Source organism: Leucobacter sp. NPDC058333, from assembly GCF_042726155.1.
In the GTDB taxonomy this organism is placed as follows: Bacteria; Actinomycetota; Actinomycetes; order Actinomycetales; family Microbacteriaceae; genus Leucobacter.
The window spans coordinates 38,549-58,513 of sequence record NZ_JBHXHV010000001.1 but is presented as its reverse complement, the minus strand read 5'-3'; the positions used below and the strand labels follow the sequence as shown (position 1 = coordinate 58,513).

Sequence of the window (19,965 nt, the reverse complement as noted above, 5' to 3'; positions counted from 1 at the left end):
CCGCCAGTAGGCTGACGGCATGAGTGACTATCGGCACATCGTACGTAAGTGGGTTAAGCCAGAAGACCTCAATCAGCACGGCGCGCTGTTCGGCGGCCGGCTGCTGCAGTGGGTCGACGAGGAGGCCGCGATCGTGGCCGTGGCTCAGCTCGGCACCATCGACGTCGTCACGCGTCACATGTCGGCGATCGACTTTTCGGCGCGCGCCGACCGGGGCGATTTGCTCGAACTTGAGTACCGCATCGTGGGGTTCGGGCGCACCTCGATCACGCTCAGCTGTCGCGTCGAAAACGCGGTCACGGGCGCCGAGATTCTGACGCTCGAGCGCATCGTATTCGTCGCGGTCGACGCGCAGGGAGCCCCCGTCGTGCACGGCCGCACGGAGGCAACACCGGGAACCGAGCGGCTGCGCGGTTAGACGCGCTCCTGCGAGAACGGGGGAAACGCGATAGCGCAGAAGATAGGGCATTCTTCTTGAAGGTATTTGATGACTCGGGTACATTAATTAGATGTACAAAGAGAAAGCTGTTTATTTAACATTTGGATCGTTTGTCATAGCCGCCATGCTGTTTGGGGGTGCCACTTCTGCTCATGCAAACGCGGACGACTCGCGGTTTGATCCGGAATCGCGACCGGCTGTTGAAGCAGTGGTTCATTTCGCTGAAGAGGTCGCGCTGGGTGATAACGCGTCCGATGAGAGCGGATCACTCGAGCTTCTCGGTTCGGGCGAAACGCGTGACTTGGCGTCTGTCTCGGTATCGATTAACAACGATCAAGTGAGCAAAGGTACCGTTTTTACGGCTCAACGGCTCGATGAGTCAGGTACACGTTTCACAGCCATCCTGTTGGACGATCAGAGCACTCCGTCGTGGACATTCGCTAATGCGGAGCTAAACGTCCTTGATGACGGCAGGGTGACAGTTGTAAATGAGGACGGAAGTTTCCTTGCAGGAGTCGAGGCGCCCTGGGCCGTCGACGCAAATGGCAAGTCAATCCCGACTACTTTTCGTGTTGACGGCGATCGGCTCATTCAAGATGTAGATACCAGCGCCGACATCGCCTTTCCTGTCGTTGCGGACCCGACAGTAAGGATTTATCCGGGGTATTACCAGATCGGCTTCAACAAGTCAGAGTCAATTGCGGTCACTGGCACGGTCGCTACGTGCGCGGCTGCACTGGGCAAGTCGCCCCACCCTGCAGGCAAAGCTTTTTCGATTGCATGTACTGCACTTGCTGCGATCAATGGAGCGAATTTGGCCGGGGGGAAGTGCTTGACTGTGCATATTGCGGGAGTGCCCCCGACGATCGGCACATGGTGGCCCACCTATCCAAAGTGCAAGTAGTTCTGATCTGAGAAAGGGGCATTTCTCATGATCTTGCTCAGTTACGTGATAGGGCTTGTCTGCGGCGCACTTTCGCAGTTGATGCCTCGAATCACCGGAACAATCGTCGCACTGCTTCCACTGGTGGGTTGGGGTGCCTACGTCCTTGCGTCTGGGCCGGCACTCTCCGATGACCTTCTCGGCTGGACTCTGGTCGGCTGCGTGATGGGTGGGATCGCGGGGGGCGTGCTGGTTTCATGCGCAAAGTCCCTCGTGGACCGATGGAGGCGTCGGTCAGCACGCTGAACTACCAGGCCAGGGTTGCTTCTTGCGCCCGCCCCCTACTCCGAAGGCTTCAGATCGTAGGTCACCCACGGGGTGTGCGTCGCGACGCGGTCGTAGAGGCTGCGGGCGGTGGCGTTGCTGTCGGCCGTGATCCAGCGGACGAGCGAGGCGCCCTCGTCGCGGGCGATGTCTGCGAGGCGGCGCAGGATCGCGCTGCCCGCGCCCGTGCCGCGCGCTTCTGCCGCGGTGAAGAGATCGTCGAGGTAGAGTCCCTTGCCTCCGTCGATGGGGCGAGCGAAGGTGCGGTAGTGGCCAATGCCGACGGGCGTGCCGTCAACCTCGGCGATGAGGCCGCGGGTCTGGTGCGACGGGTCGTGCAGCCAACCCCAGACGGTCTCGTAGACGGCCTCGTCGTGCGGCTTTCCGTAGAAGTCGCGGTAGCCGCGATAGAGCGTCGCCCACGCTTCGCGATCGCCCGGGGCGATGTCGCGCACCACTGCGGCGCTCATGCGAGGCGCTCGGTCTCGACGAACACGATCGGAGCGCCGTCGCCGCGATTCTCGACCCGGTGCTCGGAGCCCGCGGGGCGGGTGTAGCTCTGCCCGAAGGTCAGGTCGGCCACGATCTCGCTGCCGTCGGCCATCACGACGTGCATCGTGTCGGTGACGAGCGGCACGACCACGTACTCGTAGTCGTGGCGGTGCATCGGGATCGCCCCGCCAGCCTCGATCGTCCAGCGGGTGACGCGAAAGAACTCGTTCTCAAGCTGAACCTCGCCCTGTGATCCTGCGCCGTGTGCGTCGTTGCTCATCGTTCTCCTGTGATCGTGGTGCGGCCGATGCGAGAGCGCGGGCGCCGCAGATCCCGATCCTCAGCCTACGCCCGCCCAGCTCCTCCGAGCTCGGATCGCAGGCCGATGAGCTCGGGGTACAGCGCGAGAATCACGTTCGCGAGCGCAAACGCTGATGTGATCGGCTGGCCGAGCGCCTCCTCGACGCGCGAGATTCGGTACCGCACGGTGTTCGGGTGCACGAACAGCGCCTCGGCCGTGCGCGCAATGTTCTGCTCGGCCGCGAGGTACGTCGTCAGCGTCTCGCGCAGTTGCGGCGACGCGATGGGGGCGAGCGTGTGCCTGATGCGCTCTTCGAGCTGTCGCGCGTCGACGTGCGAGAGCAGCCAGGTGGCGAGGTCGATGCGGTCGATGAGCACCGGGCCGAGATCCTCCGGCGCGGCCGCTGCTGCCGCCCACTGACGCGCGATGCCGAGACCCGTCTCAGCCTCGCGCACACAGTCGGAGATGCGCGAAAGCGCAGAAAACGGTGCCGAAGCGCCGACGAGAAACTGGTGCGAGATCTCCGCGATCCAGCGCTCGCTCGCCGGTGAATCGGTCACGATCGCCGAGATCGTGGCGGGGGAATCCATGTCGACTCGGCGCAGCATCACGAGCAGCGGGAGATCGGCCGAACGGGCGCGGGCAAGCAGGTGGGTGATGTCGGCCTCTGTCGCGGTCGCCCCGTCGAGCGGCGCTGCCTCGATCGTGCGAATAGCGGCGTAGGCCGGAAATCGGAACTGCGAGAGCCGGCTCCAGAAGCGGTGTTCGCGGGCGGGCAGCACGCCGTCATAGAGCGACGAAATGAGCTGTTCGTTGTCGCGCCGATCGCGCTGGGTTGCGCCGTATTGGATGCCGTGCACGGCGCCGAGAAGGCGCTCGGAGGTGTCGAGCAGCAGCACGCCGAGCTGATCCAGCGTGTCGGCGCTGCGGCTCGCGATCGCGATGACATGCACGCCGTCGCGCAGGGCGACGCGACGCGTGCGCACCGCCCACCGGCCGATCTCGAGGTGCAGTTCGCGGCGGTGCGTGGCCGCGACCTCATTCCAGATCAGCTGGGTCGGTGCCTCGCCGGTGCTCGCGACGATCGAACCCTCGAAGTCGTAAATGACGGCCGTGCCCCGGCAGATCGTGCTGATGCGTGCGGTGAGCGCGTGCACGGGATCGGTAGATGCGACCGCCGAGAGCAGCGCGTTCGTGATGTCGAGCGTGGTGCGCAGTCGATCGAGTTCGGGCAGTGGTTCGGGCGTCATCGCCATGGAATGCTCCGAGCATTGTGTGAACGGGAGGTTTCAGATCGCCCAGCGGCGTGATTTTTGGAAATTCTACAATGCAGTCCGTTGAAAGCTTCGTTTTCTCTAGTGACCGCGGCCCCGCGGCGCACGAAGGTTGAGGCAGCCGGAACTCAATGACGATCTCCAGGAGGAGCCCATGAACAACGTCCGTGTCGCGGTCGACGTCGGAGGCACGTTCACCGACGTGTGCATCTTCGACGACGATACGCAGCAGATGCGCGTCACCAAGGTGCCATCGACCCCGAGCGACCCGATGGAGGCCGTGATGCACGGCGTCGAGCGCGGGGAGATCGACCTCTCGCAGGTGGCGCAGTTCTCGCACGGTACGACCGTCGCGACGAACGCGCTCATCACCCGCAACTTTCCGGCCGCCGCGATGGTCACGACCCGCGGCTTCCGCGACGTGCTCGAGATTCGCGACGGCACCAAAGACGACCTCTGGGACGCGTACAACGACGTCTCCGAACCGTACATTCGCCGCCGCGATCGCTTCGAGGTCACCGAGCGCATCGACTTCAACGGCAACACGATCACCCCGCTCGACGAGGCCGAGGCCCGCAAGCTCGCCGATCTGCTGCACCGCCGCGGTGTGAAGACGATCGCGGTGTGCTTCATGAACTCGTACGCGAACGCCGCCCACGAGACGCGCATGCGCGAGATCATCGAAGAGACGATCCCCGACGCGACGGTCTCGACCTCGGCCGAGGTGCTCCCCGAGATCTTCGAATACCCCCGCTTCAACACGGCCGTCGCCAACGCGGTGCTCGCACCGCTCGTCTCCGGCTACGTCAACCGCCTCGCCGGCCGCCTCAAGGACGGTGGCTACCGCGGCGACCTCCTGCTGCTGCACTCTGGCGGCGGTTCGATGACCCCGCGCCTCGTCGAGAAGTTCCCGGTGCGGCTCGCCGCCTCTGGCATTGCGGCGGGAGCGATCTCGGCGAAGCACATCGCCCAGCAGTGCGGCTACGACAACGCGGTCAGCCTCGACATGGGCGGCACATCGACCGACATCGCGCTCGTCGCCGACGGCGAACTGCGCGTCTCCCAGGAGTGGCAGGTCGAGTACGGTCACCCGATCATCTTCCCGTCGATCGAGGTGTTGACCATCGGCGCGGGTGGCGGCTCGCTCGCCCACATCGACATCGCCGGATCGTTGCGTAACGGCCCCCAATCGGCAGGCGCAGACCCGGGGCCCGCGTGTTACGGCACCGGCGGCGATCAGCCGACGAACACCGACGCGAACGTCGTACTCGGCCGCCTCGGCACCTCGCTCGCGGGTGGCGTCAAGCAGCTCGACAAGTCGCTGTCTGAAGCCGCGATTCGCAGCGTGATCGCTGAACCGCTGGGGATGGGGCTCGAAGAGGCCGCGCACGCGGTAGTTGCGGTGGCGAACGCCAATATGGCCGACGCCGTGCGCCTCGTCTCCATACGCCGCGGTTACGACCCGCGCGATTTTGCCCTGCTGGCCTTCGGTGGCGCGGGTGCACTGCACGGTGCCGACGTCGCACGCGAGCTCGGGATCCCCACCGTGGTCGTGCCGCCGAGCCCGGGCGTGACCTCGGCGATGGGGTGCCTGCTCGTCGATATTCAGCACGACTTCGCCCACATGTACACGGGTCTCGCGTCGGCAGCCGACGAGGAGGGCATCGAGCAGGCCTTCGTCGCACTCGAAAACGAGGCATCGGCCCGGCTGCGCCACGAGGGCGTGGCCGATGAAGACGGCATGCTGCAGCGCAAGATCTCGATGCGGTACCAGGGGCAGTGGCGCTCGCTGCAGGTGCCGATGGGCACCGGCCCGGGGGCGCTGCCGCAGGCGGTGCGCACATTCCACGAGCAGTACGAGCGCGAGTTCGCCTTCCGCCAAGACGGTGCTCCCGTCGAGGTGTACCAGCTGCACCTCGCCGCCGTCGGTAAGATCCCGAAGCCGTCGTTCCGCCCGGCCGAGGTCGTTGAGCAAGCGCCGGGCGAACCCGCAAGCCGCCGCCCGGTCTACTTCGGCGCAGACGGCTGGCTCGATACGCCCGTCTACGATCGCGACGCGCTCGCCGCTGGCACGGCGTTCAGCGGCCCCGCAATCGTCAATCAGCTCGACTCGACCACGGTCGTGCCCCCGCACACGAACGCCGAGATCGACGAGTGGCTCAACATTCGTATTCACCTTGAGGAGATCAACTGATGAGCGACACCATTGCCCCCGTCGCCGCGACCGGCGCGGCTCCCGCCCGCCAGACGACGCTCGACCCGGTCACGTTCGAGGTGCTGAAGAACGCCTTCGCCACGAGCGTCGACCTCATGAGTGAGCAGATTCTGCGCACCTGCTACTCGTTCGTTATCTATTCGCGCGACTTCTCGTCGGCGCTCTGCGATGCGCGCGGCAACACGGTGATGCAGGGCTCCGGCGACATCGCGGTGCACGTCGGCACCCTGCACTTCCAGGCCAAGGCGGTCATTGAGGAGTTCGACGGCGACATTCACCCCGGTGACGTGTTCGCGATCAACGATCCCTATCGCGGCGGCACCCACTTCAATGACGTCTCGTTCGTGCGGCCGGTGTTTTCTGAGGGGCGCATCATCGCGTTCGCGCAGAACAAGGGTCACTGGGCCGACATCGGCGGCAAGGTGCCGGGGTCGTTCGACGTGTCGGCGTCCGAGCACTTCGGTGAGGGGCTCCGCATTCCGCCGATCCGCGTCTGGTCGAAGGGCGTCTTCTTGCACGATGTTGCGCAGCTGCTCGTCGCGAACACGCGCGCACCCGAGCAGGCGCTCGGCGACCTTCACGCGCAGTCCGAGGCCACCGCGGTGTGCGAGCGCGAGGTGCTGCGGCTCGTCGAGCGCTACGGCACCGAGACCGTTGAGCTCGCGATGCAAGAGACCCAGGATTACGTCGAGCGCACCGTGCGCCGCCGCCTGGCTGATCTGCCGCAGGGCCGCTGGGAAACGGTCGACTACCTCGACCTTGACCCGGGCAAACCAGAGGGCCTTGTGCCCGTCAAGATCGTGATGACGCTCGACGGCGAGGGCATTCACTACGACCTCGAGGGCAGCGCGGGTGTCGTCGACACCTTTCTCAACTCGGGCTACGGCACCACGTTCTCGGCGATCTACGCTGGCACAAAGACGTTCTTCCCTGACGTGCCGCTGAACTCGGGCTTTTACGCGGCGGTGACCGCCGAGATCGGGCCAGAGGGCACGGTTGTCAATGCCGGCTGGCCGCACGCGGTCACCGGGTTCTGCTCAGGCCCGTACGAGAAACTCATGAACGGCATTTTCGAGATCTGGTCGCAGATCATGCCTGAGCGAGCGATGGCGTGCGCATTCAATCTCGAGTATCTGCTCGTCGGCGGCCGCGACTCGCGCCGCGAAGAGAACCCGTATTTCATGTGGTACGACTGGATGGCCGGCGGCTGGGGCGGCCGCTCCTCGAAGGACGGCTCGACGGCTACGGCGCCGGTGTTCGGCGTGGGTCTTGCCGTGCAGGCGTGCGAAGGGCAAGAGCGATTGACCCCCGTGCTCACCACGATGCACCGCATTGGCACCGACTCGGGCGGGCCCGGCCGGTTCCGCGGTGGCTGCGGCGTCGAAAAGGGCGGCACGCTGACCGACGCCGACGCCTCGGTCATGAGCTACTGCTGCGACCGAGCGCGCTCGATCACCTGGGGCATCGAGGGCGGGCTGCCCTCCATTCCCCACGGCGTATGGCTCAACCGCGACACCGAGAACGAGCGCTTCCTGGGCTCCATCTTCTCGTCGGTTCCGGTGCAACCCGGCGACACGTTCTATCGCCCCTCCGCGGGCGGCGGTGGCTTCGGCGATCCGCTCGACCGCACCCCAGAGGAGGTGCTCGAGGACGTGATCGACGATTACGTCTCGATCGAGCGCGCCGCCGCTGACTACGGTGTCGTCATCACCCCCATCGATCCCGATCTCGATCTCTACGAGCTGGATCGCGAGCGCACGGCCGAGCAGCGGACGTACATTCGTCAGCACCGCAGGGGCTGGCTCGAGACCGACCCCGCGACCGTGGCGGAGCAGTACCGCGCTGGCGAAATCGATCTACTCGATGTGATTCGCCGGCACGGCGTGATCCTCGACTGGGGCACTGGCGAGCTCTTCGAGGAAACGACCCGGCAGCACCGCGAGCAAATGACCCGGCGCTCGGCAGCGCACTGGGAGCGCTAGCGGTCGCGAATAAACGGCGAGGTGCCACGCGCCGAGCGATGGCTCCCCGGGAACACCAGCCCGGGGAGCCCCCGCTCAGTGCACCCTGCGACGTGACTTGGCAGCAATGATGCTCCACCGATTTTTGAGTCGCATTGTGCAGATGACCGAGAAGCACCGGGAATGTTCCCGCCGATGCACAATACTTGTTCGTCACACCTTCCATAACAATAAGTTCCGATGCCAAGCGGTGGGGCCGCCAGGCGCACCCGACCCACCCACCGCAACGGCACCCGCCGACGCGGCATCAGAACCCCGCCGCCGCTTCCGATCTCGTGCACTGCAGTACGAGCAGATCGTCGAGCGGCAACACCCGGATACCAATGGAGGTACACATCGTGAGTTTCAATCTCACCGGGACCAACGACGACGTCGAGGCCACAGACGCACTCGCTCGTCAGGGCAGCGATGAAGACCAGATGAAGCGCGGATCGCTCGCTCTCGCCTGGTACGGAGTTGCGAGCGCGTTCTTCTTCGTCTACATCGGTGCCGCAATGGCCGCTGCGTATGGCACGGTCAACGCGATCATCGGCATCATTCTGACCATCATCGCGTACGGCGCCATCAACGCAGTGCTCTCGAAGTACGCGCTCAACAACCGCACCACAGTGGCCCAGTTTTCGCGCACCATTTTGGGCACCGCAGGATCGTCGATCGCAACGATCATCTTCGCGCTCGTCGCGATCTACTACGCCGTGTTCGAGGGCTCGATTGTCGCGTACGCCTTCATGGCTGCGTTCGGCGGCGAGATGTGGGTGTGGAGCCTGGTCGTCGTGATCTACTCGACGCCGCTGATCATCGGCGGCGTGCGGCGGTTCCTCGACAAGCTCAACGGCTGGCTGATGCCGCTCTACTTCTTCGGGTTGATCGCCGCGGTGATCTGGGCAGGCGTGCAGTACGGCTTTAGCGACGCGTGGCTCACCCACGCGCCCGAGGTACCGCTGCCGTTCTCGCTCGGCGGCCCGGGCTGGCTCGCGACGTTCGCCGGGTACATGGGCATCTGGATCATGATGATGTTCACGATGGACTACGCGGCGCTCGGCAAGCGGAAGGACGTCAAGTTCCACCAGGTCTTCACCTTCGGCCCGGTGTTCTACGTGCTCGCTTACGGCTTCTCGGCATTCGTCGGTATCTTCCTGACGTTCACGATTCCCGGCATGGAGGTCTCCGAGAGCGGCGTCGCCGGCGGCATGGTCTCGCTCATGGGCATTCTCGGCCTGATCGTGATCATCGCATCGCAGACGCGCATCAACACGGCGAACTACTACCTCGGCGCGGCCAACCTGAAGGCGTTCGGCGAGCGCGTGCTTCGCTTGAATATGCCGAACATCGTGTGGGTGCTGATCTCGTCGCTGATCATCTTCCTGCTGATGCTGCTGCCCATCGTGCAGTACCTGCTGCTGGCGCTCGCCTGGCAGGGCGTGCTCGTTACGGCGTGGGTCGCGATCGCGCTGACGCACGTGCTGTTGAACCGCGGCGAGAACCAGGAGCACTCGGCGATCGGCGATCAGCACTACCGAGCATTCAATAGCAACGGTCTCATCTCGTGGATCGTCGGCACCGTGATCGGTTTCGTCATGCTGCAGCTCGGCACGATCAACCCCGACCTCGCGGGCGTCGGTTCGACGTGGGGCCCGATCCTCACGGCCGTCTCGGCGGCCATCGTCTACGCGATCCTGTGGAAGGTGCACCCGACGAGCCGCACCGGCTTGATCAAGGTCGTGCACGCCTAGTCGCACTCCACGGCGCGCAGCACTCGCGCGCCACACTGGCGGGCCGCTTCCGGGACACCCCGGAGGCGGCCCGTTTTCATGCGCGGTTCGCATGTGCGCGACGCTTGCATGCGCGGCCCGCCCCGCCGCTAGTACGGCTCGATGTCGACGAGGCGCAGCGCCATGAGGCACGTCGCCTTGCCCTCCAGGGTGTCGAGGGAGAGCCCCAGAATCTCTTCGATGCGGTGAATGCGGTAGCCAAGCGAATTGCGGTGAATGAACAACTCCTCGCAGGTGCGCGACGGCTGGGCGTCGTTGCGGATCCAGGTGCGCAGCGTAGGCAGCAGCTCCGTGCTGCGCTGCTCGTCGTGCTCGAGTAGCGGTGCTAGAAAGCGCTCCGCCGATTCGCGCGCCCCGCGCCCCGCGGCCGCAGCAACCACGGCGCTCAGACCGAGCGCCGGTGCGACGACCGGCTTCGACGTGTGGTGCACGAGATCGAGGGCGTGCACGAGCGAGATACGCAGCTCATCGATGGTGCGGATCGGGCCGCGGTACACGAGCGGCAGGGCCGGCTTGATCAGGAGGAGCTGCTCAGAGGCCTCGGCGAAGCTCTCGCGGGGAAACTGCGCGAGCGCGATCAGGCGGTCGTCGATTTCGGCGACGCGCACGTCGTGGAAGACGTCGTGCAGCGCGACGCGCAATTTCCACGCGGCCGCGGCGTGGTCGCCGCTCAGGTCGGCGACGGCCAACGCCGACTCGGCCCGGCGGCTCAGTCCGAGCTCGTGAAACGCGTTCGCGACATCGCTGCGCGTCGATTCCGACCAGCCGACGCAGCGGTTCACGAACCGCAGCATGTCTTGGTGGCTGCTCGCATCGACTGCGACGGCGCGATTCAATTGCAGCGCGAGGATCGCGGTCACCGGCGCGAGCAGCGTCTCCACCTCGATCGCAGAGCGGTGCAGCTTGACCGCGAGTTGGCAGGGATTGCTCAGGCCCATCGGCAGCGGAATGCTGAGCACATCGGGGCCCTCGGCGCGGCCCGCTCCCGTGCGCCACGTCGCCGTCTCTGGGTACTGCGCGATGAGTGAGTCGAACGCGTCGTAGACCGCGAGCGGCCCCTCGATGACCGCGTGGATCGCCGCGAGCAGCGTGGTGATCTCGGCGCCCTGGCTCGCGAGTCGGGCGCACTCGTCGGCGAGCAGCCAGCCGCGGTCGAACCGTTTCAGGCGCTCAGCCTGCAGCCACTCCTCGACGAACTGGTCGATCTTGTGCAGCGGCACCGTGGTCGGCACCTCAAGCAGCGGCACATCGTAGGCGGCGCAGGCCGTGACGAGCCCGGGCGGCAGGTGACGGTGTGCCGGCCCCACGGCGAACGCGACCGCCGAGACGGGCACGCGGGCGAGGCGCTCAACGTAGCCGTCCCAGATGCTGGGCTCCATGAAGTTCATGCCGATGCCCGATGTCAGCAGCAGCACGTTTTCATCGAGATACGGGGTGGGATCGAGGTGCTCCATCGGCGCGCAGCGCACGATCTCGCGGTCGAGTCGCTTCGCAGTAGATGGGGTTTCGAGCCGTAGATCGAGCGACGGGTCGGCGAGCAGGTCGACGATGCGCATTCGACTCCTCCATTGCAGTTGCACAAATCAGTCTTCAACATTCTTGCGATTGCATAATAACGCCGCGCGAGGCCACGGCGTAGCTTTAACGTCATGACTGCACACCGTCGTGAAGAAATCACTGTCAACTCAGATATGGGCGAGGCCTTTGGCCTCCACACGTTCGGCAACGATCCGGCACTGATGCCGATCATCGATGTCGCGAACGTCGCCTGCGGCTTTCACGCGGGCGATCCGCAAGCCATGGCGGCCACCGTTGCGCTCGCGGGCGAGCACGGCGTTCGCGTCGGCGCGCACCCCGGATTGCCCGACCTCGTCGGTTTCGGCCGCCGCGAGATGAAGCTCACCCCGGAGGAGGTCGAGAATCTCATTCGTTACCAAGTCGGCGCCCTGAGCGGATTTCTGCGGAAGACCGGCGTCGAGCTAAACCACATCAAGCCGCACGGCTCGCTCTACGGCATGCTCGCCCGCGACGAAGAGCTGATGCTCGGGGCCGTGCGCGTCGCAGCTGACTTCGGCGTCTCGATCTTCGGCATCGCGGGCTCCGCGCACCAGCGAGTCGCAGAGCGCGAGGGCGTGCCGTTCGTCGGCGAACTCTACGTCGACCTCGACTACAACTCTGACGGCGGGCTCATCATCCTGCGTCAGCCGCACGCCACCGATCCGGCAGCCGCGGCCGAGCGCACGCGCCGCGCGGTCGAGACCGGCACGATTCTCGCGAACGACGGCACCGAATTGCCGATGAGCTTCGGCAGCGTCTGTGTGCACTCGGACACCCCGAACGCCGTCGAGGTCGCGCACGCCGTGCGCGACGCGCTCGCAGCGTAACGAACCCCTTCCTCACTTCTACCCAACACCGCATCACTGGAGATCACACACATGAGTTCACAGGTCATCGCACCGCTCCCCGGCATTTTCTACCGCAGCCCCGCCCCAGGGAAGGCACCGTTCGTCGAGGTGGGTGACACCGTCGAGGCCGGCCAGACTATCGGCGTCATCGAGATCATGAAGCAGTTCACCGAGGTTCGCTCCGACGCCGCCGGCACGGTGGCCTCGTTCGCGGTCGAAGACAACGGCACGGTTGGCCCCGGCGACGTCATCGCGACGATCGACTGATGAACAGCGACGGGAGCAAAGGAGCACCTGCAGTGAAGAAACTTCTCATCGCCAACCGCGGCGAAATCGCGATCCGCGTGATTCGCACCGCGAAAGAAATGGGCATTGCCACGGTCGCCGTGGTCAGCGAGGCCGATCGCGGCTCCAACGTTGAGCGCTACGCCGACGAAACACACGTCATCGGGCCGGCACCTGCCGGGCTGAGCTACCTCAACCACGACGCGATTCTCGCGGCGGCCGAGGCGAGCGGCGCTGACGCCGTGCACCCCGGATACGGCTTCCTCTCTGAGAACGCCGACTTTGCTCGCCGCGTGCAAGCGGCCGGGCTGGTCTGGGTCGGGCCCGATCCCGAATCGATTGAACTCATGGGCAACAAGGCCCGTGCCCGCGAGGCGGCAATCGCCGCGGGCGTGCCGGTGCTGAAGGGCACCGAGGGCACGCTCGACATCGAATCTGACATCGAAGCGATCGCCGACGACATCGGCTACCCGCTCGTCGTGAAGGCCTCGGCGGGCGGCGGCGGGCGCGGCATTCGCCGCATCAACTCCCGCGCCGACGTGCGCGGCACAGTCGACATCGCTCAGGCCGAGGCACTCGCGGCGTTCGGCTCGAGCGACGTCTACTTCGAGCGCTTTGTGACCCGCGCCCGCCATGTCGAGGTGCAGGTCTTCGGTGACGGCGAATCGTGGGTGCACCTCGGCGACCGCGACTGCTCGATGCAGCGTCGTCAGCAGAAGGTCATCGAGGAGGCCCCGGCCCCCGATCTGCCCGACGACATTCGCGCGCAAATGCGCGGGACGTCGGTCGAGCTCGCGCGCCAGTCCAAGTACACGGGCGCGGGCACGGTCGAATTTCTGTACGATCCGGTGCGTCACGAGGTCGCGTTCATCGAGATGAATACCCGACTACAGGTCGAGCACCCGATCAGTGAGGCCATCACCGGGATCGACCTCGTGCGCGAGCAGCTGCGCGTCGCCGCGGGCGAAAAGCTCGGTTACACGCAGGCCGACATCACGTTCGAGGGGCACGCGTTCGAATTCCGCATCAACGCCGAAGATCCCGAGAACAACTTCATGCCGAGCCCCGGCGTAATTGAGACGCTCGAGCTTTCGGGCGGGCCGGGCGTGCGCGCCGACTTCGGTTTCTCAGCCGGTCAGACCGTGATGCCCTTCTATGACTCACTGCTCGGCAAGGTCGTCGTCTGGGCCGCCGACCGCGACCAGGCGCTCGCCCGCGCGGTGCGCGTGCTCGAAGAGACGAAAATCTCGGGCATCAAGACGACGGTGCCGCTGATGCGGCGGCTCGTGGAGCTTGACGACTTCGGCACAGCGCAGCACTACACCACCTACATCGAATCGGTACCCGGACTGTTGGGAGAGCCAGCATGACCCTGCCAGAGCACGCCCGCTACACCTGGGGAGGCGACGAGTTCTTGCTCGTCGAGATCACCCCGGATATGTCGCTCGAATCGAACTTCATCGCGAACGCGATGGCGCTCGGGCTCGAGACGGCCGCACTCGACGGCATCGTCGACATCTGCCCCGCCAATGCCTCGCTCCTCGTGCGATTCGACCCTGACGCGCTCGACCACGGTGTGCTCGAGGCGCGCCTGCGCGAGATCGAGTCCGAGGTGCGCAAGGCCACGGTGCAGCAGCTCGACACCCGCATCGTCGAGATGCCCGTCTGGTACGCAGATCCCTACACGCGAGAGGTCGAGGAGCGCTTTCGCGAGGGCTTCCACCAGCGCCCCGAGGGCACGGACCTCGACTACAGCGCGGAGGTGAACGGGCTCGCGTCGGCCGAAGAGTTCATTCGTCGGCACCACGAAACCCCCTGGATCGTCTCGATGGTGGGCTTCGTCGCGGGGCTTCCCTTCCTCTTCCAGCTCACACCGCGCGAGCGGCAGCTCGAAGTGCCGAAGTACCTGAGCCCACGCACCGACACCCCCGCGCTCACCATCGGCTACGGTGGCTGCTTCACCGCGCACTACTCGGTGCGGGGCGCGGGCGGCTATCAAATGCTCGGGATCACGCCGACGCCGATTTTCGATCCCGAACAGCGGCTCGCTGATTTTGCCGACTTCATGGTGCTTTTCCGCACCGGAGACATCGTGAAGTACCGCCCGGTCGACGAGGCCGAGTACCGCGAAATCGAGGCGCAGGTCGCCGCTGGCACCTACCGCTACAAGCAGGCCAAGGTCACGTTTACGCTGGCCGACGCCCTCGCTGACCCCGACGCTTACAACCGCACGTTGCTGGAGGCCCTCGATGTCGCTTGAGATTCTCACACCGGGATTAGCGACCACGGTGCAAGACCGTGGCCGCTTCGGGTACTACCGCTTCGGTATTCCGCAGGGCGGTGCGATGGACCAGTACTCCGCCGCGCTCGCGAACCGGCTCGTCGGTAACACCCGCGACGAGGCGGTGCTTGAGTGCACCTACCTTGGCCCGAAGATTCGCGTCGACGCCGAGACGGTGGTTGCCGTCACTGGCGCCCCCGTCGACGTGCTCGTCAACGGTGCTCCCGTCGCGGAGTATTCGCGCGTCGAGCTCGCTCCTGGCGACGAGCTGTCGTTCGGTGTAATTAAGGGCGGCGCGAAGTTCTTCATCGCGGCGGCCGGCGGCATCGATGTGGCGGAGGTGCTGGGTTCGCGCTCGACCTACCCCATCGGCAAGATGGGCGGCTTCGAGGGTCGGGCGCTGCAGGCGGGCGACGTCGTGCCCGTCGGCGAGCCGCTCCCCGAGAGCCTGCCGCGCCTCGACGAGGTGCCTGAGGAGTGGCGCCCCGACTTTGGTCGCGAGGTCACCGTGCGCATCATGCTCGGCCTATACGACCACAAACTCACCGAGGGCGGACTCGCGAATCTGACCGAGGCAGAGTGGACGCTGACGCCCGTCGCCGACCGCATGGGGCTGCGCTTTGACGGCCCCGGTGCGGAGTGGAAGCACGAAGAGCAGCCGTTTGGCGCCGGTCAGGATCCGTCGAACATCACGGACGCTGGCTATGCGGTCGGCTCGATCCAGATCCCCGGTGGCACTCAGCCGATCGTGCTGCACTGCGATGCGGTGTCTGGCGGCGGCTACGCCCAGGCCGGCACGGTCATCAGTGCCGACATGGATCTCTTCGCGCGCATGGCCCCCGGCACGAAGGTGCGGTTCCAGGCCGTCACGATGGACGAGGCGCTCGCAGCACGCGCTGAGCGCACAGCCCGCTTCACGCGGGTCTGGTCATAGGAAGAGGGAGGGAACGCCATGCCGCTCGTCACGATCAAGATGTTCGAACACCGGCTGCAAAACGACCCCGAGCTCGCGAAACGGCTCGCGGTCGCGGTCGACGCACTCGTCGCTGAGTACTGCACGGGGCCCGACGGCGCGCGCCCAGACACCTGGGTAACGGTCGAAGGGGTACCCCGCGAACAGTGGACCTTTAACGGGGAGATTCGCTAGCTCTCACATCTCCCGTGCACGCCTCTCGTGCTTTCGCTCAGCTTCCGCCATGATGAGGGGTGGGGGTACGTGAAGGCGTGCCATAGGGACACGATCGAGGAGCACACATGTCTACACAAGCAACCGGAGCCGCTCAGAAGTCTTCACTGGGCGATGGGTTTCGCACCGCACTCGGCATTGGTGGCCTCATCGCCGTCGTGCTGGGCCTCTTGATTATCTTCTTCCCCGCGAAGTCGGGTGCGGTAACGATGCAGATCGTGGCTGCGGTGACCGCGGCCTACGCGCTCGTCGTCGGCGTTGTCTACCTCGGCACCGCGCTGTTCGGCCGCGGTATCGGTGGCTGGGCGCGCACCGGGCACATCGTGCTCGGGCTGCTGTACGTGATCGGCGGCGTCGTGATGCTCGTCAACCTCGGTGCGACCGCTGCGCTGCTCACCATCTTCCTGTCGGTGACCGTCGGCGTGCTGTGGCTGTTCGAGGGTGTGCTCGCGTTCACCACGCTGAAGCAGGCGCCGAACCGGGTCTGGGGCATCATTCACGGCGTGATCAGCGTGCTCGCCGGTCTCACCCTGATTCTCTCGCCGCTGCTCGGCGCGGTCACGCTGTGGCTGCTGCTCGGCATCTCGATGCTCGTACTCGGCATCGTGCAGGCCGTGCGTGCGTTCGGCATGAAGACCGTCTAACTCGACTGGCGGGGATGCGCCCCGCTCAAACGCGACTGAGGAGCTACTTTCGTGAGCGATGACACCGGCATTCTGATCTTTCTTGGCATCGGCGTGCTGGTGCTCGTCGCAATCGTCTTCTTCGGGATTCGCAGCTCGCGCAAGAAGCGTGTGGCCGAGGCGCCGACCTGGCAGACTCGCGTGAGCTGGACCGGGGGACAGCCAGTGCTTGAGAGTACTGACCTGGAACTGCACGACAAGCGCCAAGAAGAACTGTTTCGGCAGGCGCATCCCGCTGGCAGCATTGTTGAGGCTGTGCCGGTGCCCGGGCCGAATGGCGAGGGTGTGCCGACCGACCTGCGAGTGTCGCGCGTCGGACGCAGCCTGCGAGCCGGATGGCCGAAGGCGAAACTCGGTCTGTCGGTCTACTTCGAGCCGTGGGAGCGCGCCGAGTTTCCTGTCTCGTTCCCGGTGAAGGGCACGAACAAAGCCGTCATCGTTGACTTCGATGCGGAGGGCGTCGCTGCCCGTGACGCCGCCGGCGCCGTCGTGTGGGGCTCGCCGTGGGCAACGCTCACGTTCTCGAACGGCCCCGACATCATCATCGCCGACGGCGCCAACAAGCGCGTGCAATTCGAGTACAAGGATTTGCCAGAGCTCGAGGCGATCCTCATCAAGTACGGCACGCTCCGCCAGATGCACTTTTAGGCGACGGACCCACCTGGCCCGCCCACGCTCGATCTGGCTAGCGCATGCCCTCGAGCAGCTCGGCCGTGATTTCGCCCTCGCCTGAGGCGAGCATGACGTATTTGCGTAGCATGACGAGTGCGGCGGAGGCCTTGTCGAACTCGGCGGCGACGAATTGGTCGCTGCCGATCAGCGCGAGCGCGTCGCGGGCGGGCATTACGGCGCCCTTGATTTGCTCACCGCGGCGAGCGGGCGCGAGCGCGCGCAATTCGGCCATCGACGTGAAGATGGGCAGCACGGGCTTGCCCGTCGTCGAACGGATGGTGCGCGCACGGTGCCCGCGCTTCTTCGACGGTGTGCCGGTCACATCGACGACGAGGTAGCCGTCGCGTAGCGCATTCAGAAAGGCTGCGAGATGCTCGTAATCGGGGGTGGCCTGCAGTGCGTTGAGGGCTTCACGCACCGCCTCGTTCGCGTAGTCGGCGTGCACGTCATCTGGGATCGGCGGCTGCTCGGTCATGGGCACCAGCCTACGCGTTCACTCCTCGCCGATGCCGCGCGCTGCGAGTGCCTCGCCGGTGAGCTGCGCATGCGCGACCGTGCGCAACACGAGCGGTACGACGCGCGCTCGCGGGTCGCGTTCGAGCCCGCGCGCGCGGGCGGCCGCGGCAGTCTCGTGGGCGATGCCGAGGATGCTCGGGATCGCTCTGATCACGAGCGAGAATGCGAGGGCAACCCGCTCCGGCTTCGCGCCGAAGCGCCTGAGCGGCCCGATCAGCCAGGTGATGGTGTCGAGCATGTCGTCGACGGCGGTGCTCGCGGTGACGGTGCTCGCGGCGAGGATCAACGCAAACAGGTCGCCGATCACGGAGTAGCCGCGAGCGAAACCGGCGGCCCAGGCGTCGGCGCTCGGCACTATGAGACCGCTCGCCCCCCAGCCGCCGTCTCTTGCGAATGCCGCGCTCGTCGAGGTAAACAGGAGGAGCGGCACGGCGATCAGGGCGAAGCGACGCGACACCCGCCAGAACTCGCGACCGCGCAGACCGGCGAGTGCCGCTAGCACCACGCCGATGACCAATCCCCCAGTGGTGAACAGTGGGCCGCCAGTCGCCATGATCGCGATCGCGAACGCGAAGAGGCCGAGCAGTTTCGCGCCAGGCCTGAGTCGATGCAGCGGGCTCTGGCGGGCGATGTATTCGCCGAGCGGTGAGGCGGAGATCATCGCGTCACCGGCTGATCGGGGTGCTGAGGTGATCGGGTGGCTGGGTCGCCGCGCGTCGATAGTGCGCGATCGCGGCGGCGGGCGCTCCATCGAACACCACGCGGCCGTCTTCGACCACGAGCGTGCGGTCGGCGCGGGCGGCAAGGTCGAGATCGTGGGTCACGACGATGACCTGCTGCGGCAGCGACATCAGCAGGTCGCCAATCATGCTGGCGTTGCGCAGGTCGAGCAGGGTCGTGGGTTCGTCTGCGACGAGGATCGCGGGGTCAGTGGCGAGCACCGACGTAATGGCGAGCAACTGTCTCTGCCCGCCTGAGAGCGTGTGCACGCTGTGGTCGGCGAGGTGCTGCAACCCAAAGCGTTCGAGTGCTGCGAGGGCCGCGGCACGGCGCTCAGCCTTGTCGGGGTGGCTGCGGCGAAACGAGAGCGAGACGTCTTCGATCACCGTCGGCATGATGAGTTGCGCGGCGGGATCGGTGAAGACGAAGCCGACGCGGCGGCGCACGGCTGCCCCGTCGTGTCGGGTGTCGAGCATTCGAGCCGACGCATCTTCTTCGCCCAGTTCGATCCCGACGGAACCCGCTGCGGGCTCGACGAGCCCGTTGACAAGTCGCGCGAGCGTCGACTTGCCCGACCCGTTACCGCCAATGATCGAGACACGGCGTTCGGTGAGCGAGAGCGTGGTCAACCGCAAGATCGTGAGGTCTTCCGTCGCGGTTGGCGCTGTCACGATGACGTCGCGCAGGTGCACCGCGCTCTGCGCCGCAGCGCGACCCGCGACAGCACCCGCGGCACCCGACTCATTCGAGCCGGGTGCCGCGGGTGCTGCGTGCGCGTCAGTGGTCATCGACGAGAGGGTAGCAGGGCGGGGAAGGCGCGATGCACCGCGGTCGCGATGATGGCGACGAGTAGCGTCTTGATGAGGTCGCCGGGCCAGAAGGAGAGGTCGAACAGGAAAGCCGCGCCAATGGTCATGTCAGCACGCCACGCGAGGCCGAGCGGCCCGAGGAGGTGCACGAAGACGAGGTTTGCGATCAGACCGGCAAGAAAGATCAGCGGCACACTCGTGGCGATCTTGCGCCGCGGCAGACGCTCAACGATAAAGCCGGTGAGCCACGCGGCGAGCGGAAAGCTCACGAGGTAGCCAATGGTCGGCCCGGCGAACGGCGCGAGCCCGGCCGAGCCGCCGCTGAAAATAGGAAGACCGGCTGCGCCGACCGCCATGTAGAGCAGCACCGCGAGCAACCCTCTATTGGCACCGAGCACCGCGCCCGAGAGCAACACCGCGAGTGTCTGCAGCGTGATCGAGGCGGGGCCGAGGCTGATGCCGGGAATGATGGCGCAGACGGCGATGAGCGCCGCGAATGTGGCGATGAGAGCGAGGTCGGTCGCGACGCTGCGGCGGCGGGGCGCGGCATGCGTTGCAGTGTCGTGCGGCGTCTCGTTCGGCGCCTCGTGCGGCGGGGCGGCTGGGTTAGTAGCGGTCACGATGCCTCCGGAGTGTGTCGTGCGCAGCGTAGTGCGCGCGTGGTGTTCGATGCGCTTCGGCGGCCGG

At 65.9% G+C, this 19,965-nt stretch carries 21 protein-coding genes; 13 read left to right on the top strand and 8 right to left on the bottom strand.

What is annotated here, in order from left to right:
* Nucleotides 1–19 precede the first annotated feature (19 nt).
* Together ACFWHR_RS00285 and ACFWHR_RS00280 are read left to right on the top strand one after the other, a co-directional pair.
* Nucleotides 20–418, top strand: coding sequence for an acyl-CoA thioesterase (locus tag ACFWHR_RS00285; RefSeq protein ID WP_382446268.1), 399 nt, complete (start codon nucleotides 20–22; stop codon nucleotides 416–418).
* A gap of 91 nt (nucleotides 419–509) precedes the next feature.
* Nucleotides 510–1,343 carry a hypothetical protein gene (locus ACFWHR_RS00280; protein ID WP_382446267.1) on the top strand — a complete coding sequence of 278 codons (834 nt, stop codon included), beginning with the start codon at nucleotides 510–512 and terminating at the stop codon, nucleotides 1,341–1,343.
* Between the two features lie 320 nt (nucleotides 1,344–1,663).
* Here the strand turns inward: ACFWHR_RS00280 and ACFWHR_RS00275 are convergent, their stop codons facing one another.
* From ACFWHR_RS00275 to ACFWHR_RS00265, 3 genes are all read right to left on the bottom strand, one after another.
* On the bottom strand, nucleotides 1,664–2,116 hold the full coding sequence (locus tag ACFWHR_RS00275) for a GNAT family N-acetyltransferase (protein ID WP_382446266.1): 453 nt from the start codon (nucleotides 2,114–2,116) through the stop codon (nucleotides 1,664–1,666).
* On the bottom strand, nucleotides 2,113–2,418 hold the full coding sequence (locus tag ACFWHR_RS00270) for a cupin domain-containing protein (protein WP_382446265.1): 306 nt from the start codon (nucleotides 2,416–2,418) through the stop codon (nucleotides 2,113–2,115). The genes ACFWHR_RS00275 and ACFWHR_RS00270 overlap by 4 nt, the downstream gene beginning before the upstream one ends.
* A gap of 65 nt (nucleotides 2,419–2,483) precedes the next feature.
* The gene (locus ACFWHR_RS00265) at nucleotides 2,484–3,695 is read right to left on the bottom strand and encodes a PucR family transcriptional regulator (RefSeq protein ID WP_382446264.1); all 1,212 of its coding nucleotides are present in this window, start codon (nucleotides 3,693–3,695) and stop codon (nucleotides 2,484–2,486) included.
* Between the two features lie 172 nt (nucleotides 3,696–3,867).
* Between ACFWHR_RS00265 and ACFWHR_RS00260 the strand changes: the two genes are divergently transcribed.
* From ACFWHR_RS00260 to ACFWHR_RS00250, 3 genes are all read left to right on the top strand, one after another.
* A complete protein-coding gene (locus ACFWHR_RS00260; RefSeq protein ID WP_382446263.1) occupies nucleotides 3,868–5,907 on the top strand; it encodes a hydantoinase/oxoprolinase family protein in 2,040 nt (679 codons plus the stop codon).
* Nucleotides 5,907–7,910: a hydantoinase B/oxoprolinase family protein gene (locus ACFWHR_RS00255; protein WP_382446262.1), complete on the top strand. Its 2,004-nt coding sequence runs from the start codon at nucleotides 5,907–5,909 to the stop codon at nucleotides 7,908–7,910. The genes ACFWHR_RS00260 and ACFWHR_RS00255 overlap by 1 nt, the downstream gene beginning before the upstream one ends.
* 362 nt (nucleotides 7,911–8,272) lie before the next feature.
* Nucleotides 8,273–9,682, top strand: coding sequence for a purine-cytosine permease family protein (locus tag ACFWHR_RS00250; RefSeq protein ID WP_382446261.1), 1,410 nt, complete (start codon nucleotides 8,273–8,275; stop codon nucleotides 9,680–9,682).
* A gap of 128 nt (nucleotides 9,683–9,810) precedes the next feature.
* Here the strand turns inward: ACFWHR_RS00250 and ACFWHR_RS00245 are convergent, their stop codons facing one another.
* Nucleotides 9,811–11,277, bottom strand: a complete 1,467-nt coding sequence (locus ACFWHR_RS00245) for a PucR family transcriptional regulator (protein WP_382446260.1) — start codon at nucleotides 11,275–11,277, stop codon at nucleotides 9,811–9,813.
* Between the two features lie 93 nt (nucleotides 11,278–11,370).
* Between ACFWHR_RS00245 and pxpA the strand changes: the two genes are divergently transcribed.
* From pxpA to ACFWHR_RS00205, 8 genes are all read left to right on the top strand, one after another.
* Nucleotides 11,371–12,105, top strand: coding sequence for a 5-oxoprolinase subunit PxpA (gene pxpA, locus ACFWHR_RS00240; RefSeq protein WP_382446259.1), 735 nt, complete (start codon nucleotides 11,371–11,373; stop codon nucleotides 12,103–12,105).
* A gap of 51 nt (nucleotides 12,106–12,156) precedes the next feature.
* Nucleotides 12,157–12,393 (top strand): acetyl-CoA carboxylase, encoded by a 237-nt coding sequence (locus ACFWHR_RS00235; protein WP_382446258.1) that lies wholly within the window; start codon nucleotides 12,157–12,159, stop codon nucleotides 12,391–12,393.
* A 32-nt stretch (nucleotides 12,394–12,425) separates the two neighbouring features.
* Nucleotides 12,426–13,781 carry an acetyl/propionyl/methylcrotonyl-CoA carboxylase subunit alpha gene (locus tag ACFWHR_RS00230; protein WP_382446257.1) on the top strand — a complete coding sequence of 452 codons (1,356 nt, stop codon included), beginning with the start codon at nucleotides 12,426–12,428 and terminating at the stop codon, nucleotides 13,779–13,781.
* Nucleotides 13,778–14,671: an allophanate hydrolase subunit 1 gene (locus ACFWHR_RS00225; protein WP_382446256.1), complete on the top strand. Its 894-nt coding sequence runs from the start codon at nucleotides 13,778–13,780 to the stop codon at nucleotides 14,669–14,671. The genes ACFWHR_RS00230 and ACFWHR_RS00225 overlap by 4 nt, the downstream gene beginning before the upstream one ends.
* On the top strand, nucleotides 14,661–15,626 hold the full coding sequence (locus ACFWHR_RS00220; protein WP_382446255.1) for a biotin-dependent carboxyltransferase family protein: 966 nt from the start codon (nucleotides 14,661–14,663) through the stop codon (nucleotides 15,624–15,626). Before ACFWHR_RS00225 ends, ACFWHR_RS00220 begins: the two co-directional genes overlap by 11 nt.
* Before the next feature lie 18 nt (nucleotides 15,627–15,644).
* A complete protein-coding gene (locus ACFWHR_RS00215; RefSeq protein ID WP_382446254.1) occupies nucleotides 15,645–15,839 on the top strand; it encodes a 4-oxalocrotonate tautomerase family protein in 195 nt (64 codons plus the stop codon).
* Nucleotides 15,840–15,946: 107 nt separating this feature from the next.
* Nucleotides 15,947–16,522 (top strand): HdeD family acid-resistance protein, encoded by a 576-nt coding sequence (locus ACFWHR_RS00210; RefSeq protein WP_382446253.1) that lies wholly within the window; start codon nucleotides 15,947–15,949, stop codon nucleotides 16,520–16,522.
* 51 nt (nucleotides 16,523–16,573) lie between these two features.
* Entirely contained in the window at nucleotides 16,574–17,209 is a 636-nt protein-coding gene (locus ACFWHR_RS00205; protein ID WP_382446252.1) for a hypothetical protein, read from the top strand.
* Between the two features lie 37 nt (nucleotides 17,210–17,246).
* Here ACFWHR_RS00205 and ACFWHR_RS00200 read toward each other — a convergent pair whose 3' ends face one another.
* The 4 genes from ACFWHR_RS00200 to ACFWHR_RS00185 are packed head-to-tail and all read right to left on the bottom strand — an operon-like array spanning nucleotide 17,247 to nucleotide 19,898.
* Entirely contained in the window at nucleotides 17,247–17,708 is a 462-nt protein-coding gene (locus ACFWHR_RS00200) for an SseB family protein (protein ID WP_382446251.1), read from the bottom strand.
* A gap of 18 nt (nucleotides 17,709–17,726) precedes the next feature.
* A complete protein-coding gene (locus ACFWHR_RS00195; RefSeq protein ID WP_382446250.1) occupies nucleotides 17,727–18,410 on the bottom strand; it encodes an energy-coupling factor transporter transmembrane component T family protein in 684 nt (227 codons plus the stop codon).
* 4 nt (nucleotides 18,411–18,414) lie between these two features.
* Complete coding sequence (locus tag ACFWHR_RS00190; protein ID WP_382446249.1) at nucleotides 18,415–19,257, bottom strand: energy-coupling factor ABC transporter ATP-binding protein; 843 nt, start codon at nucleotides 19,255–19,257, stop codon at nucleotides 18,415–18,417.
* The gene (locus ACFWHR_RS00185) at nucleotides 19,254–19,898 is read right to left on the bottom strand and encodes a biotin transporter BioY (protein WP_382446248.1); all 645 of its coding nucleotides are present in this window, start codon (nucleotides 19,896–19,898) and stop codon (nucleotides 19,254–19,256) included. The genes ACFWHR_RS00190 and ACFWHR_RS00185 overlap by 4 nt, the downstream gene beginning before the upstream one ends.
* Nucleotides 19,899–19,965 lie beyond the last annotated feature (67 nt).